Raw genomic sequence first — 17,573 nt, 5'->3', positions numbered from 1 at the left:
AAAGGATGTGAGAATGTAAAATGAAAATTGCAATCCTTGGATATAGCGGCAGTGGCAAATCGACCTTAGCTAGGACCTTATCGAATCATTACAAAGTTCCAGTATTATATCTTGATACTGTACACTTTCTTCCTAATTGGATTGAACGTGATAAAGATGAAGGAATGCAACTAGTGTTGGAATTTATGAAAAATGATTCCTGGGTAATTGATGGCAACTATTCGAAGTTTTATCAAAGAGAACGTTTAGAACAAGCTGATAAAATAATATTTTTGAACTTTCCCCGTAGAATCTGCCTTCCTAGAGCAATCAAAAGATACTTTTCTTACAGAAATAAAACAAGAGAAAGCATGGCAGCTGGCTGCAATGAAAAAATAGATTTAGAATTTCTCTGGTGGATTCTTCATGAAGGACGTACTAAGGCTATAAGAAACCACTATAAGGAAATTGGAAAAGAGTTTAAAAATAAAATAATTGTGTTAAAATCACCAAAACAGGTTGATTATTTTCTTAAAACTTTATAAATTAGTAATAATTTAAGGTAGTATGATATCAAATTTAAATTGATACTATACTACCTTCACCTATTTACTATATTTATAACGATTTTTATCTTCTTCAGTAATTTCCCTTAATACCTTACATGGATTTCCTACTGCAACAACATTTGCTGGAATATCCTTAGTTACCACACTTCCGGCCCCAATCACAGTATTATCTCCTATTGTAACACCTGGCACAATAATTGCCCCAGCACCTATCCAACAATTCTTTCCTATATGTACTGGAAGATTAAATTGAGTAACTGGCATTCTAAGTTCAGGTGCTATTGGATGGGAAGCCGTTGCAACAACTACATTGGGACCAAATAATGTGTAATCCCCTACGTAAATGTGGGTATCATCCACTAAGGTTAAATTGAAGTTTGCATAAACATTATTTCCAAAGTGAACATGTCTTCCACCCCAGTTAGCGCGTAAAGGCGGTTCAATATAGCATCCTTCACCAATTTCTGCAAACATTTCTTTTAGCATAGCACTTCTTTTTTCAAGCTCTGAAGGCCTAGTAGCATTAAAATCATATAATCTTTCTAGACACTTCATCTGAATTTCCATTACACTTTCATCATTACAATCATAGATTTCCCCATTGTGCATTTTTTCAAACTCTGACATAGTTAATTCTCCTTTTATCCCCATCTAATTTAAAATTCTGAATCGTACTACTATTATACACTATCTTCTTACCTATTTGTAGAATTCCTTAGGCAACCTAATTATTCCAAATCATTTTACAAATATAATTAGAGGCTTTAATTATCTATAATAATAGTGGTAAAAATGCCTTTGCTAATCCTAAAAACAAGAAGAATCCAAATACATCCGTTGCTGTAGTTAAAAAGATTGCTGACGCTAAAGCTGGATCAACGCCAAGTTTATCCAAGACAAGTGGAATTAAGAATCCAAAGAAGCCTGCAATAACTAAGTTTCCTATCATAGCTACAAAAATAATTACTCCAAGATAAGGATTACCGTATTTCATATAAAGAATAAGCCCTGTGATAAGTCCAGTTGCAGCTCCATTTATCACCCCTAATGCAATTTCCTTAAATACCTTCTTCCAGCCTTTTTTTAGTTCTATATCACCAAGGGCTATACCTCTTATTACTACTGACAATGCTTGTGTTCCAGAATTACCTCCCATTCCTGCAACAATTGGCATAGCCGCAGCTAAGGCTACCACCTGTGCAATTACATCTTCAAATAATCCAACAGTAAAGGAAGCTAAAAACGCTGTTGCTAGATTTACAAATAACCATGGTAATCTCTTTTTAATGGAAGTTCCTAAAGAACTTTCAACGGACTCCTCTTTACTTACACCAGCCAAGTGAAGGATATCTTCTGTATGTTCTTCTACGATAACATCAATAATATCATCTACAGTTATTATTCCTAAAATATTATTTCTTCTATTTACTACTGCAATTACTTTAAGGTCATACTTTGAAACCAATTTCGATACCTCTTCCTGGTCAACCTCTGGATTTACAGTAATAATATTATCCTTAATAATATCCATAAGTTTTGTTTCTTCACTGGCAATCAAGATATCTCTTAAATCTGCAGAGCCAACTAATTCTTTGCTTTGGTTAATCACAAAGATTGTTTCAATTACCTCTGTTTTAGGACCTATGGTTTTAATCTTTTTAAGAGCATCTCCAGTGGTTAAATCTCCCTTAAGTGCAATATACTCAGTTGTCATTATACCACCAGCACTATCCTCTTTATACCCAAGAAGAACTTGAATCTCCTTTGTATCCCCAGTCTTCATCAATTTTAGAAGTTCTTTTCTTAAATTAATGGGTAGATTCCCTAAAATATCGGCAATATCATCCTTTGACATAAATGAAAAAATGTTAACTATATTCTTATAGGAAAACAAATTAATTATCCTAATTTGAAGATCCTCATCTGCTTGCTCAATTATGGCTGCCATAAGCTCATTATTAACTAACTCATAAAACTTTAAAATTTCCTCATCCTCATAATTTTCTAATGCAATAGCAATATCAATTGGATACATATTGTCAATGACTTCATTTAACTTTTCTTTATCTCCATGATGAATATGTTCCAACAATTCTTTTAACTCTATTTCACTCAATTCATTTTCATTTATATCAAACATGATGATTTCCTCCCTTGTTTTGTTTATCTTTACTACCATAATATGTTATTAAATTTATCAGCTATAGTCTTAATTATAAAAACTTCTATTTTCTTTATTATCCTATCATACTATACTGATCTTGGAATTATAAAGAAAAACTTAAAAAAGCTGATAAACACATTAATCTGCACTTATCAGCTTTACATTATTTATACTTATTATACAATTTGTATATTACACTAAGCCTTCATATCCTCTGATTTTACTTTTGATTCCTTTTTGCCAAAAATCTTAATTAAACTTCTTCCAAACATTATAAATAATAAAACAGCTCCAACATACCCATTTATTACGTAAACAATATTAACAAGCTTTGCAAAAGGTAATGCTAATCCAATAAAAGCCCCCACTAAAGCTAATACCACGGTTAGTATTCTAAAGTTCTTGCTTCCGTCCTTAGTAAATCTAGAAGATACATTCCAAAGAAGAGGTACTGCGGTTGTATAAATACCAGCAATAATTATAACAGCAAAAACTGAAGCTAAAGCTGGGTGAATATTTTTTGCTAAATGAAGATTTGGTATCTGACTTCCTGCAACAACCTTTATACAGCCTAGAAGTCCAAGTGCTACTATTATTACAGCTATAGCAAAAGCACTAGCTCCCCAAACTCCACCTAAGGACGCTTCCTTCTCACTTTGAGCCTTTGCACCCATTGATGCTAAGAAACCCGCAAGCCAAAGCATACAAAATCCAACATAAGAGAATGCCGCAAAGCCCCAGTTAGTAGATGCCTTCATTAAGCTTCCACTTGCTTCAAGCTCTTCTAAGGCAGGTAAAACCACATCTGGACTTAAGTTCCCAAAATTTTGAAATATAGAAACTACACCAAGCAATATAGAAATAATTACTATGGCAGGTCCAATTTTGCCTATAACATCAACAATTCTTGAAAGTCCCATAAGTACAGTAATAAGAGCAAGTACTGCAATAAGTATTCCACCTACATAAACTGGTAGCTCATAGTGCTGATTTAAGGTTGCTCCTGCTCCAGAAATCATTACTGTAAAAGATAAAAAACAAAAGAAGGTAGAAAAATAATCAAAGAAAATACCTAATTTATTACCACAATAATACTTATAAATATCACTGCCTCTTTCAAAATTCTCTCTACGTCCTACCACCAAGAAGCTAGAACAAACATAAATTAATAAAACTAAAGTTAGCAGAGCTCCTGCAATTCCCCAGTATCCATAGGAAGCAAAGTACTGAAGGACCTCTTGACCTGTTGCGAAACCAGAACCTATTAAAAATGCTACAACTGCGCCAGCAAAGGTTATGACAGTTTTCATACTTACATTTTTATTCATAATTTCTCCCCAATCCTTAATTGCCAATTCATATTTTACGAGCTTTCAAAACCTTAATTTCAAACTGATATCTTAAAAATTAAAACTTCGTATATTTTTCAAAGGAGTGCTCAAAGAGTAAGTTCGTGTCTCCAAATCACAGATTTGGACACTCACTTAACTTCACATTAACCAAATCAGAGATTTGGATGTTCACTTATGAATTGGCAATGTATTAATTTAACTTCATAGGCTGCATTAATTCTAGAAAAAGCTTTGCTCGTCAACCTCTGTACCTAAAGCTCTTACAGCTCTGTCCACAAGATCATGTCTTAAAGCATCTTCATCCTTAGGTGAAATCTTAGGATTTCCTACTGGGTGAGGTATTGCTATTGTTGGAACTATTCTGTTAGCTCCTACTGATTCAGAAATTGTAATAATTGTAGACATGTGAACTACAGGAATTCCATATCTTTCGATTTCTTTAACCATTGTTGCACCGCAACGTGTACAAGTTCCTCACGTAGAAGTTAGTATAACTCCGTCAACACCTGCTGCCAAAAGTTCTGCTCCTATCTCTTTACCAAACTTTATGGAGTTACCTACTGATGTTCCTGTTCCTGTTGTAGTATAGAAAAGTTCATGTACCTTTCCTATTCTGCCTTCCTTTTCATATTCCTTTAAAATATCTAGAGGAACTACTCTGTCTGGCATTGCATTAGCATAAACAGGGTCATATCCACCATGAATTGTACAATAATCTGCTCCTAATCTATCTAAAGCACTTATATCATATTTGCCCCATTTTTGTGCACTGGCAGATTGAATCCTATCAGGGTTTCCTACCGGTACAATACCACCACTAGTTACAAGAGCAATTGTAGCCCTGCTTAAATCTTTAATTGCAGGTGCTATAGCAACCTGATCAAATACAGGCATTGGAAGTTCTGTTTTAAACTCTTTACCATTAAGTCTTGCTAAAAGCATATCTACAGCTCTTTCAGAACCTCTTTTCTCAGCAAATACAGTTTTTCTCTTTCCTTGAGGAATGTAGCCTTCTTCTTCTGGAAGTCCTAATTCTTCACCCTTTAAAATTTTAGCTGCAATCTTTGCCATAGTATCTAAAGATTTTCTCATTCCTGCTGCTGACTCTCCAACACTAGCAACGATAACCTTATCCTTACAAGTTCCTAAACCTGGATTCTCAACATACATTCCAGTAACTGCTGGTATATTAAACTTTTCCACTACAGCCTTTGCAATAGTTCCACAAGCCATTCCATATCTTCCTGCGTTAAAGGCTGGTCCAGCAACTACCATAGCTGGATTAACTTCTTTAACCATATTAAGTATAGCTTCTATTGATTCTTCTTCATTTTCATTGAAATAGTTATCTCCACAGATTACTGTAGCAACAACCTCACCTGCATCACCCAAATTTGCATTAAATCCCATGGATGGTCCAACAACACCCATTTTAAGTTCTGGTTTCATATCAGCTTTATCTTCTCCACCTACTTGTCCGAAGAACTGATTTACATAATATAAAATTTTTACTTTATCTGACATACTATATATCCTCCTCCACCTTGGTTTAATATAATTTTGCAGTGCAGTAATGATATCCAATTTCTGATGTTGCACCGATAACAGCATTTAATTCACAAGTTATTGTTCCATCCTCAGCTAGTGATCCTTCCCATCCACCTGCTAAAGTTGCAATAGCAGCTGGGTTTCCTATAACTCTTTCTGCTGGTGGTAAAACAACTACGTGGCTTACGTTTCCACCTGATACTACAGCAACAGCTTCAGGAGTTGTATCTGCAAGAGGTTGTGAATCTCCGTCCCATCCTGAACATTCATCTGTGATAAGAACTGTTTTAATTCCTGACTTTTCAAGTCTCTTACAAATCATTAGAAGATCTGAATCTGGGTTTCCATAGCCTTCTTCTGAAACTATAACTCCGTCTGCTCCAAGCATCTTACAAAGTTTAGCTGTGTAATCACAAGTTCTAAACTTACCTTCGAGAGTTGTAAGCTCTGGATCTAGGATAATTCCCATGAAGTTAAGATCTTTACCATGTCTTGCATATAAATCAAGGATTGCAGAGTTATTTTGGTGCTGGTATGTTGTAATCTTATCGCAAGCTGCAACGCAGTTACCGCTGATTACTGCTCCATCTAACTCCTCGTTAGCATGCATTAAAGTAGGTAATATCTGCTGGCTGTTAACTCCATAGATATATCCATCATGAAGCAACCCTTGAGATATTAACATTTCAACATATAGTACCTTTGGAAGTTCTGGATATTTAGCAGTTTCTTCAGGTATACTTCCCATTTCGTAGGTCAAAACTTCATCTGGCTCAACTTCCTTACCTGCAAGTCCAACAAATTCAGCAGCCTTAAGTCCTGCAAGCCTAACAGTTGTCTCGTGAACGTGTGGCTCTAAACCTTCCACTGGAACTATATCAACAACTAAATTATATGTTTTAGAGAATGGTGTCCATTTTGCGCCTTCTCCCCACATGTCAATAACACCTTCTTGGAATCCAACTATATCCCCAATAGTAACTACAGCAGCTCCATGAAGTACATTTACTTTTCCTTCTCCAAGCTGAGCCATCTTTGATGTAACTCCTGGGAAACCATTGCCTTCGCCTTCAATTTTAACTCTTGGCTCGATGACATCCTTTACAGGAATGATTCTAACATTTTCACCTGGTCGAGCTATATCAACCTTTATGTCCTTAACTCTGTGGTCTTCCTTAAGTTTAGCTATAAGTTCTTCTTTATTCACATAAAGAACTCCACCTACAACCTCAGTATTGTTTCCAAACTGAATGTCTTTAATATTGATTCTTCTTAATTCAAGTTTCAAAGAAAATCCCTCCTAATCTTTTAAAAAAACTCACTTTTTAAATCTTTGCTCAATTCATTAAAGGCTGACTCTAACAATTTAAAATCTATAATCGCATAATCTTTAGAGTGATCTGTATCCTCCCTTCTTACCCCCATATGCTGGTCGTATTTAATTATGCTGTTTTCTATAGTTTCTAAATGGTTAAAATTTATATTAGCTTCCTTCTCTGCCATAATAATGGAGCGGTATGGAGAAAGAAGCATTCTTAGGCTTGCTCCTAGAGGATGTGTAATTAGCTCTGAACCACCTTGTACTAAATCTCTTGCCTCAACCAAAACATCTCTCATGGTTCCATCAACAAATTTTAGATTCTTAACCTTGTCCTTTACTTGTGGATTATTACTTACAATAATGTACTTCATCATCAATCACCTCGTTAAATTCTTAACTTTTCTTTGTATGATTATGTCTTAATTTTCATCCTTGAATCACTGATAAAATTTAATGATAATTATTTTTCTCTTCATCAACATTATTAATATACATAATGTATATCAGTAACTCTTTAATACATTATATTCTGTTTATTTCATAAAACTCCTTCTTTTTAAAAATATTTACAATTGTGTTTTTAAATGGTATGTATTAGTTTTTTCTATAGATAAATAAAAAGCCCTTAGAAAAAACTATAATAGTTTCTTTCTAAGGACTTTCGCAACTAAATTAATTAGTTAAAAGTTTATTATTTACAAGATATTTCACTTCGATTAGTTACTATTTTATTTACTATACCATAATTCACAGCTTCTTCAGCATTCATCCAATAATTTCTATCAGTATCTCTTTGAACCTTTTCTATTGGCTGACCTGAAGCATTACTAATAATTGTATTTATTCTTTTGCGAACTCTTAATATTTCTTCAGCTTCAATTCCTATATCTGTAGCTTGACCTTGGAACCCGCCTAATGGCTGATGGATCATATATCTAGTGTTTGGTAGTGAATATCTATTTTCTTTTTCAGCTGCAAGATATATTGTAATACCAGCACTTGCAACCCAACCTGTTCCTATAATAATAACTTCTGGTTTAATAAACTTAATCATGTCATGGATTGTATCACCAGATTCTACGTGTCCCCCTTGACTATTAAGGAATATTTTAATTGGTTCATCTCCCATTTGTTCAAGTAATAATAATTGTGAGCATACTGTTTCAGCCAGCTTTTGATTAATTTCTCCACATATAAAAATAGTCCTAGACTTTAACATCTTCTCCATAATTAAATTATTATCTTTTTCGTTTTTTTCTACTTCTGCTTCATTTCTGTAAAACATGTTTATTTCCCCTTCCTTACTAAAAACTTATACTTCTATAAAAATTTATTTACAACTTTTCAAATATATGCTGAAACTTTCGGTGAAACTTCCTGCTGCCTTTATTAAAGCATTTCTTCTTTTATTTTTCTAACAAAAGCATCTATATGCTCTCTTGTATAAATTTCTGCTTTTTCTGGATTTCTCTCTTTAATTCCCTCTAAAACATTCCCTAAAGTAACAGTAAATATGTCCATAGAATCAAAGTAATGCTTAGAATAATGCCATAACCTTTCCGTATGATTATGTAAATCATATAATATTTTTTGAAGACATGGATTTTTACAATTCTCAATAGTAATCTTATGAAATTTTTCATCTTCCATAATTGCTTTTTTATAATCTTCTTTTATATCAAAAGCTTTTAATCTATCTATTATTTCTTCTAGCTCTTTTATCTGTTCCTCACTAATTCTTTCAATAGCTAATTTTACAGCAAAAGGCTCAAACTCCCTTGTAACCTCAAAAACTGATTTCATATATCTAAAATCTATATGCGAAACCTGTGCTCCAAACCTTGGAATAATATTTAAAAGATTATCATTACTAAGCTTTTGAAAGGCTTCTCGAATTGGAGTTCTACTTATATCAAACTCTGTTGAAATATCAACTTCATTCAAAACCATCCCAGGTTCATATTCTAAATAAATTATTCTTTGTTTTAAAATATCATAAACTCTTTCCGTCTCATTCTTTTTACCCATTGCTACACTTCTCCCCAAAAGTAATTGTATTATGTCTTAAGAACACTAAAAATCTACAGCTTAAGTGTTTCTTTGTATATTTTTTTAGTACCTTAAGATTATATTCTATACTTTTAGTAAAATACCTTTATTTCTGAAAGAATTTGTTTATGAAAAATATTTGTGATGAACATCTTGTTTATCACAAACTATTCATTCTACCCTTAAATTCAAATAATCATATCATCATTTAACCAGTCATATATATTTAGAAAGTATAATTTCTAGTGACATATAATCATGGAGGTCCTTCCCTATGAAAAAAAATGTATTTACAGGAACAATAATAATTATTGTTTTTGTTGCACTAAATATTTTATTTTCACCATCTTCACCAATTACTTCTTCTACTTTGGTGACTGCTTCAGAAGAAATAGACTCAGTAAAAAATCAAACTGCTTTAGATAAGATACCTAGCAAAAAAATCTATGAAGATATGCAGTCATTTAACTTATCTTCTTCTGAAACAATGAAAGCTTCATTAACTACGGAAGCAACTGAAAAATTTGATGAGGAATTATACTCAGAGCTAGCTAACCTTTTGGGGAACAATATAAATAAGATTGGTCTTGTCTACTATAACCTTACAACAAAAGAATATGTAACAATAAATGAAAATATGGACTTTGATGCTGCCAGCACCTATAAGGTTGGCCTTAATCTTTTATACTACTATTATGCTGACAAAGGAGAGGTTGATTTAAGTTCTCTTCTAACTTATTATGATTACTTTTACCAAGATGGTACAGGAATTTTGTACGGGTACTGTTATTCTGGTATGGAAATTTCCATACAGGAACTCCTTGATTTATCTATTATTTACTCCGATAACATTGCCACTGCCATACTTTCTGATTATTTAGGTGGTTATAATTCCGTAAGAGAACAGCTCTACAGCCTTTTAAATATTGACTATGTTCTTTATGAAAATCTTTTAACTCCTGCTATTTCAGCACAAATTTTAAAGTATGTATATGATAATAGAGAACTATCTGGATTCAATCACTTGATTGATACCATGAAAATAACAATTTTCCATGAAAGACTAGATAAATATATTCCAAATAACTTGGTTGCCCATAAAATAGGATCTATAGATTCCTATGTTCATGATATAGGGTTTGTTTTCACTGATGAACCATATATCATTTCAATCTACACTGAGGGAATTTATAATGCTGAGAAAACCATAGCCTCTATGTCAAAGGTTATTTATAATAAACATACAGAGAGTATAACTCAATTTAGTATCAACAAAACCATTTATGATAAATATTAAATAAAAATTAAGCCTCCAAAATATACTGTTATTCTTTATATTTAGATATTTAGCAACTTTATTTGTATAAAGTTCTTATAAAGAAACACTATACCCTTGGAGGCATCATTTTATTTTATTTTATTTTATTTTATTTTATTTAAAACTACATAAAATAATCATTGCATAGGAATTCTCCTTATCAAAAGGATTTCCCTTAAAATCACCATATGCTTCAATATGATTAAATCCAGCATTTTTTATAAACCTAACTGCTTCATCATACTGTAAAGCATAAAGAGGTACTTCATTTTCATACCTTTCTTCTCCAACCTTTAAGATAGTTTTAAAATAAACCTTATGCTCAGTTTCTTCATATCTATATAATCTTTCAAAGCTCAAATCAGCAGCTTCATTATAAATAGTTGGCAGTGATTTAATTCCCTTGCAGACAATTCTATCATAATTTATAACCTGAAATAATAAAGTTCCTTCATCCTTTAAAATATCCTTTGCATCTTTGAAAAACTTCTCAATGTCCTTTGAGTTATCTAGGTGTACAATGGAATTTCCTATACAGAAGACTAAATCCATAGTGTTTTTGGGAAACTTTTCTTTTATATTTAGAATATTTCCCTCCATACCCTTTACACTACTTCCAAGAATTTTTGATTTTTTCCTTAACTCCTCAACCATTTTTTTATCTAAATCAAAGGCTGTTAAATCATAACCTTCCTTCTCTAAAGCAAAGGAATATCCTCCTGTACCACAAGCCACATCTAAAATCTTTTTCTCCCCTTCTCCAGCTATTTCTTTGAGAAAGTTAACTGTTACCTGTAAGGTTGGAAATATTAAATCATAATATTTTGATATTTCTTCATAAAATCCCATAAGCTCATCATCCTTTACTTTTTTAATCTTTATTCTTTCCTTTTGTAATATTATGTTATCACATCTATAAATTTAAATATGTAACGTTAGTTACAAACCTATAAAATTCTTCAAAAATTATTAACTTATGGTATACTCATCTAAATCCTTAACAATAGTATAAATATTATTACTATATATTTAATACTATCTATTTCATATAATTTAAATTAATATAAATAAAATTAATTTATACCCAGGAGGTTATTATGAGTTTGAATTTTTCTGACATCTGTATACGCTTATCTCTGGCTGTCTTATTCGCAGGTTTAATTGGATGGGAGCGCGAATTCAGAACTAGGCCTGCTGGACTTCGTACCCATATTCTTGTATGTATAGGTGCAACTATCATTGCAATGATTCAGAAAGAAATCATGTTTGAGTCTTTACGAATTGGTGTAGCTTACCCTGAACTCTCAGGTATAATCAGGTCTGACCCCGCAAGACTTATATGTCAAGTTGTCAGTGGTATTGGTTTTCTCGGTGCAGGTACTATTGTAATTACTAAAAGCTCTATCCATGGTTTAACTACAGCAGCCTCACTATGGGCAACAGCTGTTTTGGGACTTGCAGTGGGCATGGGCTACTATTCTCTTGCAGTAGCAGGCATGGTGTTAATCTTCTTTTCTTTAACAGCGTTAAAAAAGTTTCAAAGCTTTTCACTATCAATTTTCCCAACTATAAAACAAGTTGAAATAGAATATTATCACCGTGAAACAAAAGAATTTATTCAAAATTATTTCATTGACCACAAAGTCAAAATCAGAAGTACAAACTTCAGTATACATTTTGATAGGGATTCACGTATATATTCAGACATCTATACAATAGAACTGCCAAAAGGTATAACCTATATAGACATTGCTGAGGAATTGGCAATAGAAAAAAATATCACCAAAATTCACTTAGTTAATATTTAAAAAATAAGCATCTCAAAATGAGATGCTTATAAACTTTACTCTTAAAACTACTAAATATTATTGTAATCTAACACTAAAGCTACACCAGCAGCATCAACGTACCTATGACAATAAATCCAAGTCCCACTGCTGCCTTTTTTGATAATTTTTCGTGTAATACAATATATGAAAAAGCTACCGTTATAACTATACTCAGCTTGTCTATTGGAACTACAATGGAGGCGTCCCCAATCTGCAAAGCCTTATAATAGCATAACCAAGATAACCCAGTAGTTATCCCTGATAAAAATATAAATATCCAGCTTTTTTTATCAATATTTTTTATTTCACCTTATTTCTTAGACATAAAAACTACAACCCATGCCATGATAAGAACAACAATGGTTCTTATGGCAGTCCCAAGGTTTGACTCAACTCCAACAATTCCTATTTTCCCAAGGATGGAAGTTAAACTTGCAAAGACAGCAGAAAGAATTGCATAAATAATCCATCTTCTATCCAAATGTTTATTCTCAACAGACTTTTTAGTTATCATTAAAAATGTTCCTGTTCCTATAGCTATCATTGCAATAAACTTTAACATTGTTATAGTTTCACCTAAAATAATAAATGCCAGAACCATTGTCAAAATTATGCTTGACTTATCTATAGGCGCAACTTTATTTACATCCCCCAGCTGCAGTGCCTTAAAGTAACATATCCATGAAGCCCCTGTAGCAATTCCTGAAAGAATTAAACAAATCAAAGTATGACTGCTGATAGAACTTATGGTATCAAAGGACCCTACAATAAAAACCATAAGCCATGAAAAAAGTAAAATTACCAAAGTACGAATAGCTGTAGCTAGATTGGAATCTGTATTTCTGATTCCAATCTTAGCCAAAATAGCTGTTAACCCTGCAAATAAAGCTGATCCAAAGGCAAAAACTACCCACATTTAATTCCACTCCTTAAATAAATCACTAAAAGTGACAATCCAAAAGTGAAACATTCACAGCCTGCACCTTTGGTTTATGTATATATTTATTTTACTACGGAGTTTATGTAAATAATAGTTAGAGTTCCCAAATAATTTAAAATATGTTACCATCAATATGTATTATATTTTTAGGTGGTAATAATTATGAGTTCAAAAGCTAATTTAATGACAGAGGGTTCTATTTATAAACAAATTGTAAGATTTGCAGTTCCAATTTTCTTCGGCAATCTATTTCAGCAGCTTTACAACATGGTTGACTCCTTAGTTGTAGGCAATTTTGTTGGTCCTGATTCTCTTGCTGCTATCAGCTCTACTGGTTCTTTAATCTTCTTATTAGTAGGACTATTCACAGGTATTTTTTCTGGGGCTGGAGTAGTTATCTCTAGATATTTTGGAGCTGGAGAAACAAAAAAAGTTCAAGACTCTATACATACTGCTGTGGCATTTGGTATCATATCTGGAATAGTTATGACCATACTTGGCACTTGGCTTGCACCTCAAATTTTGAAACTTATGGGAACACCACCAGAGGTTTTCGATAAAGCTGTTACCTATGTAAGAATCTATTTTTCAGGTATCCTTACAGTTGTTATGTATAACACAGCAAACGGAATATTCCAAGCCATGGGGAATAGTAAGTCTCCACTTTATTATCTTATTACCTCTTCAATCATTAACGTTATTTTAGATCTTTTATTTGTTGTGGTATTTAAGATGGGAATTGCAGGTGCTGCCATTGCAACAGTCATTGCTCAAGGTACAAGCGTATGCCTTGCTTTTTATAACCTTACCCACACTAATGATATTCACAGAGTAAGCTTTAAAAAGATTAAAATCCACAAGGATTTACTTAAAGAGATATTATCCATGGGTGTACCATCAGGAGTTCAAAATTCCGTTATCGCCCTTGCAAATATAGTTGTTCAATCTAGTATAAATGCCTTTGGCGCAACTGCTGTAGCTGGGTGTGGCTCCTATTCCAAAATCGAAGGCTTTGTGTTTATCCCTGTAACCAGCTTTGCCATGTCCATGACAACCTTCATTGGACAAAATCTTGGGGCTAAAAAATACGACAGAGCTAAAAAAGGAACATATTTTGGCATTGCAACTTCAATGATCCTTGCTGAATCCATTGGAATATTATTTTTCATCGGTGCACCAGTTTTAATTGCTTTATTCACTCATGATTCAAGTGTTGTAAGCTACGGTGTACGACAAGCAAGAACTATTGCTCCCTTTTACTTTCTTCTAGCCTTCTCCCACTGCATTGCAGGTATTATGAGAGGAGCAGGTAAGTCTAAGGTCCCAATGATAGTAATGCTTGTGTGCTGGTGTGTTATAAGAGTATCTTATATAACTGTTGCTACAAGGATTATTCCAGATATTCAAGTTATTTTCTGGGCATATCCATTAACCTGGACCTTAAGTTCAATTATTTTCTTAATCTACTATTTAAAATCAAAATGGCTTTATGGCTTTAATGATAAAACCGAAGTATCTGAAGTATCTTTAGATACTTAAAATGAGCGGAGAAAATCTCCGCTCATTTTGCTTTATACAATAATCTATAAATACTTACCTGTTATAGATTTTTCATTAGCTGCAATTTTCTCTGGAGTTCCAACTGCCATGACTTCTCCACCGTTTACTCCACCTTCTGGTCCTAAATCTATTATCCAGTCTGAAGCTCTTATTATCTGCTGATTATGTTCCACAACAATTAAGGTATTTCCTAAATCAACCATTTTATTTAAAAGCTTAAGGAAGTTTTCCACATCTACTGGATGAAGACCCGTGGTAGGTTCATCAATAAGATATAAATTATTCTTTCCTTTTTTCTCAATAAGCTCTCTAGCAAGCTTTAATCTCTGACCTTCTCCCCCTGATAAGGTAGTCAACGTTTGACCAAGCTCTAAGTAATCTAGTCCTACATCCTGCAACATTTTAAGAATTTTGAGGATTTTAGAGTTATCTTCAAAAACTGGTATTGCCTCCTCTATAGACAATCTAAGAATATCTTTAATAGAGTAGCCCTTGAACTTAACAGCTAAAACCTCATCATTAAATTGATTTCCTTCACAAATAGGACATACTACTTCCACATCTTTGAAAAACAACATGTTACTAATCACATATCCAAGACCTTCACAGTTTTCACAGCGTCCACCCTTAGAATTAAATGAGAACGCCTTAATGGTTAACCCTTTATTCTTTGCGTCTTCTAAAGCTCCAAAAATTTTTTATTTTAATTTTACTAAAAGGGTTCCACAGGAATTCTAGCATAAATCCTTCAGATAAGATAAACCTTAATCCTATTATGTCTAGCCTCTTTCTTCTGATTTTTTCCACGCAATATACGACAATGGAAAGCATAATACAGCGTCTAATGTTAATACCCCCAGCATAATACCTAATACTGCCAATCCCCCATAAATGAATGCAGAAATTATTATAATGATACCTGAAACTATAAAAGAAATACCTCCCCATCGCTGACTCTTCGCCCAAGCTATATCATTTTTCATACTCCAAGGAGTGCGCAATCCTAAAACGCTGTTTCTTTTACATTTAGACATCACATTACCTAAAACTATAAACATTAATCCGTAGACCACACCCATAACTGTATTAATATCAATTGCCATAACCTGCGCATTGCTTTTAACTTCAAGGTATGCTGAAAATATAAAAGAATAGCACATAACATTAAAAACTAGATTTTCTACTATAGCCACTACATAAAGTACTTTTGCATTTCCACCAGCTTCTTTTCTTTCCTTATCTTCCTCAGCACTTATCGATTTCTTCTCAAAGTATTTTATAACTAATAACCAAATCAAAGTAATTAAAATAATTACTACTGGAAATATAAATAGTGTATATCTTGAGCCCCAAGCATCTATATTCCCTTGCAAATCATAATGCCTTGGTATACGTTCTGGTAAAAAATTAATGACAATCAAAGTTACTACTAATGGTAAAAAGGTTGTAATCCCTAAAATTTTATTTTTCACTTTCTTCACCTCCAAATTGCTTTAGCCACATTACCAGCTCATCAAATAAGGTGGTATTCAGCTGATAATATATATAATTTTTCTGCTTATACTCCATTAACAAATCAGCTTTCTTCAGTAAATTCAAATGATAAGAAAGAGCTGCTGGTGTAATATTCAGCTCACTGGCAATATCTCCTGCACTTCTTTCCCCTTCCCTTAAGATCATTAAAATCTGCCTGCGAAGCGGATCTGATAAAGCTTTAAAAGTATCATGAAGTCCCACTATGCTAAACCTCCAATTGCATCATCTATTTAAAATTTTCTTTAAATAGATTATACACCTTACTATAATGTAAAACAATAGCTATTTAAAATATATTTTAAATAGCTATTGTAACTTTCCTCCATGCTTAAAATCCTTAGGTACCATCTGCTCTGTTGGAGATTACTTTAAGGACTTCTTAACTTCTGTCAAAATTGAAAGAGATACCCGTGATAAATAAAAATATATCTGCTTATCTTTAGATGAAGCATACATTTAGTTAACTCACAAAGATAAAAAATAATAAAAGACTGATGGCATAGCATTTATGTCATCAGTCTTCCTATTTACATAAGTATAATTTATCTCTTAAATATACAAACTTTCATTTCTTTTTACTAGAATTAATTGATTTTTCAATTAAACTTTCTATGCTGTTATCTCATCCAAAGTATTCAGGACCTTTTTATTTCTTCTCTTCTTTATGATTTTAGCAAAATATGCTGTAATCCAATATGGCGCAAATAAGTACACTAAAAATACAAAAATCGTATATACCCATGGTGCATCCATAAATAACTTATGGACAAAAAGCACAGGAATCTTAAATGGCTTTTTTAAAAGCATTAAATTACTATCAAATATTGTATTAAGAACAACAGCTATAACTCCAAAGAATAAATATATTTTACAATACTCCTTGTACCCTTCTTTATTAAATTTAATATCCATTTTCCAAATATACATAATTCCCATGTATATCATTAGAGTATGAAAGAACATACTGTATAAACACTGGTAATGAAACACTGGATACATCATAAGTGATGTGGATGGAAATAGTAAAAATGCTGTTCCACCTATAATGCACCCTCCTGCAAGAAAAGCATCTCCAATGGCTCTAAACTTCCCTTTTCCATATCCCCTAAGCAAAAGAGCATACATAAATATGGAGCAATAAGCAATTGGAAACCATGCACTAAGCCAAGTATAGCCCCAATAAAAACTATAACAAATTTTAATTCCCTCTAAAGTAACCATTACGATAGCAAGTATTTTAGTTACTTTTTCAATGTTGCTTTTAGTTATTTTTCTTGAAGCATATAACAAAATCCCGAGAATCCCCAAACAAATTAATAATAAAAACATATGGCCCTGTGTAAACATACCTACAGGATCATAAGCATTTCGTGGTGCCCAAAATTGTTGAAAAAAAATCATCAGCATA

At 32.7% G+C, this 17,573-nt stretch carries 17 protein-coding genes and 1 pseudogene; 4 read left to right on the top strand and 14 right to left on the bottom strand.

The features are described 5' to 3' along the window. The first annotated feature begins 20 nt into the window (after positions 1-20). Positions 21-524, top strand: a complete 504-nt coding sequence (locus tag BN1075_RS13525) for a DNA topology modulation protein (protein WP_040193748.1) — start codon at positions 21-23, stop codon at positions 522-524. Between the two features lie 60 nt (positions 525-584). Here BN1075_RS13525 and BN1075_RS13520 read toward each other — a convergent pair whose 3' ends face one another. The 8 genes from BN1075_RS13520 to BN1075_RS13480 form a co-directional block, all read right to left on the bottom strand. Beyond that, positions 585-1,175, bottom strand: coding sequence for a sugar O-acetyltransferase (locus BN1075_RS13520; RefSeq protein WP_040193747.1), 591 nt, complete (start codon positions 1,173-1,175; stop codon positions 585-587). Between the two features lie 145 nt (positions 1,176-1,320). Then, a complete protein-coding gene (gene mgtE / locus BN1075_RS13515) occupies positions 1,321-2,688 on the bottom strand; it encodes a magnesium transporter (RefSeq protein ID WP_040193746.1) in 1,368 nt (455 codons plus the stop codon). Between the two features lie 221 nt (positions 2,689-2,909). Further along, positions 2,910-4,040 (bottom strand): YkvI family membrane protein, encoded by a 1,131-nt coding sequence (locus tag BN1075_RS13510; protein ID WP_040193745.1) that lies wholly within the window; start codon positions 4,038-4,040, stop codon positions 2,910-2,912. Between the two features lie 243 nt (positions 4,041-4,283). Beyond that, complete coding sequence (grdB, locus tag BN1075_RS13500) at positions 4,284-5,588, bottom strand: glycine reductase complex selenoprotein B (protein ID WP_081911597.1); 1,305 nt, start codon at positions 5,586-5,588, stop codon at positions 4,284-4,286. 25 nt (positions 5,589-5,613) lie between these two features. After that, positions 5,614-6,900, bottom strand: a complete 1,287-nt coding sequence (locus tag BN1075_RS13495; protein WP_040193740.1) for a glycine/sarcosine/betaine reductase component B subunit — start codon at positions 6,898-6,900, stop codon at positions 5,614-5,616. Positions 6,901-6,920: 20 nt separating this feature from the next. After that, positions 6,921-7,307 (bottom strand): GrdX family protein, encoded by a 387-nt coding sequence (locus BN1075_RS13490; protein ID WP_197072319.1) that lies wholly within the window; start codon positions 7,305-7,307, stop codon positions 6,921-6,923. 317 nt (positions 7,308-7,624) lie between these two features. After that, entirely contained in the window at positions 7,625-8,218 is a 594-nt protein-coding gene (locus BN1075_RS13485) for an ATP-dependent Clp protease proteolytic subunit (protein ID WP_040193739.1), read from the bottom strand. Positions 8,219-8,322: 104 nt separating this feature from the next. After that, complete coding sequence (locus BN1075_RS13480) at positions 8,323-8,961, bottom strand: GntR family transcriptional regulator (RefSeq protein WP_040193738.1); 639 nt, start codon at positions 8,959-8,961, stop codon at positions 8,323-8,325. A gap of 295 nt (positions 8,962-9,256) precedes the next feature. Between BN1075_RS13480 and BN1075_RS13475 the strand changes: the two genes are divergently transcribed. After that, a complete protein-coding gene (locus BN1075_RS13475) occupies positions 9,257-10,279 on the top strand; it encodes a serine hydrolase (protein ID WP_052406549.1) in 1,023 nt (340 codons plus the stop codon). A gap of 135 nt (positions 10,280-10,414) precedes the next feature. Here BN1075_RS13475 and BN1075_RS13470 read toward each other — a convergent pair whose 3' ends face one another. Further along, complete coding sequence (locus BN1075_RS13470; RefSeq protein WP_268871556.1) at positions 10,415-11,176, bottom strand: class I SAM-dependent methyltransferase; 762 nt, start codon at positions 11,174-11,176, stop codon at positions 10,415-10,417. 221 nt (positions 11,177-11,397) lie between these two features. Here BN1075_RS13470 and BN1075_RS13465 point away from each other — a divergent pair, with 221 nt between their 5' ends. Then, a complete protein-coding gene (locus BN1075_RS13465) occupies positions 11,398-12,108 on the top strand; it encodes an MgtC/SapB family protein (RefSeq protein ID WP_040193736.1) in 711 nt (236 codons plus the stop codon). A gap of 79 nt (positions 12,109-12,187) precedes the next feature. Here the strand turns inward: BN1075_RS13465 and BN1075_RS13460 are convergent. Further along, a pseudogene (locus BN1075_RS13460) lies at positions 12,188-13,045 on the bottom strand (EamA family transporter). Positions 13,046-13,231: 186 nt separating this feature from the next. On the opposite strand from BN1075_RS13460, the gene BN1075_RS13455 reads away from it, so the two are divergent. Continuing rightward, a complete protein-coding gene (locus tag BN1075_RS13455; protein WP_040193735.1) occupies positions 13,232-14,608 on the top strand; it encodes an MATE family efflux transporter in 1,377 nt (458 codons plus the stop codon). Between the two features lie 44 nt (positions 14,609-14,652). Here BN1075_RS13455 and BN1075_RS13450 read toward each other — a convergent pair whose 3' ends face one another. The 4 genes from BN1075_RS13450 to BN1075_RS13435 all read right to left on the bottom strand — a co-directional run bounded on the left by BN1075_RS13450 (position 14,653) and on the right by BN1075_RS13435 (position 17,566). Further along, positions 14,653-15,207, bottom strand: coding sequence for an ATP-binding cassette domain-containing protein (locus BN1075_RS13450; RefSeq protein ID WP_235777805.1), 555 nt, complete (start codon positions 15,205-15,207; stop codon positions 14,653-14,655). 201 nt (positions 15,208-15,408) lie between these two features. Then, positions 15,409-16,101 carry an SdpI family protein gene (locus BN1075_RS13445; RefSeq protein ID WP_052406548.1) on the bottom strand — a complete coding sequence of 231 codons (693 nt, stop codon included), beginning with the start codon at positions 16,099-16,101 and terminating at the stop codon, positions 15,409-15,411. Then, entirely contained in the window at positions 16,091-16,366 is a 276-nt protein-coding gene (locus tag BN1075_RS13440) for an autorepressor SdpR family transcription factor (protein WP_040193733.1), read from the bottom strand. Before BN1075_RS13440 ends, BN1075_RS13445 begins: the two co-directional genes overlap by 11 nt. Positions 16,367-16,774: 408 nt before the next feature. Then, the gene (locus tag BN1075_RS13435) at positions 16,775-17,566 is read right to left on the bottom strand and encodes a TMEM164 family acyltransferase (RefSeq protein WP_197072318.1); all 792 of its coding nucleotides are present in this window, start codon (positions 17,564-17,566) and stop codon (positions 16,775-16,777) included. Between the last annotated feature and the right edge of the window lie 7 nt (positions 17,567-17,573).

Origin of the sequence: Clostridium culturomicium (genome assembly GCF_000821305.1) — a bacterium.
In the GTDB taxonomy this organism is placed as follows: Bacteria; Bacillota; Clostridia; order Clostridiales; family Clostridiaceae; genus Clostridium_J; species Clostridium_J culturomicium.
The sequence above is the reverse complement of the archived record's forward strand: the minus strand, read 5'-3'. Positions and strand labels throughout refer to the sequence as shown.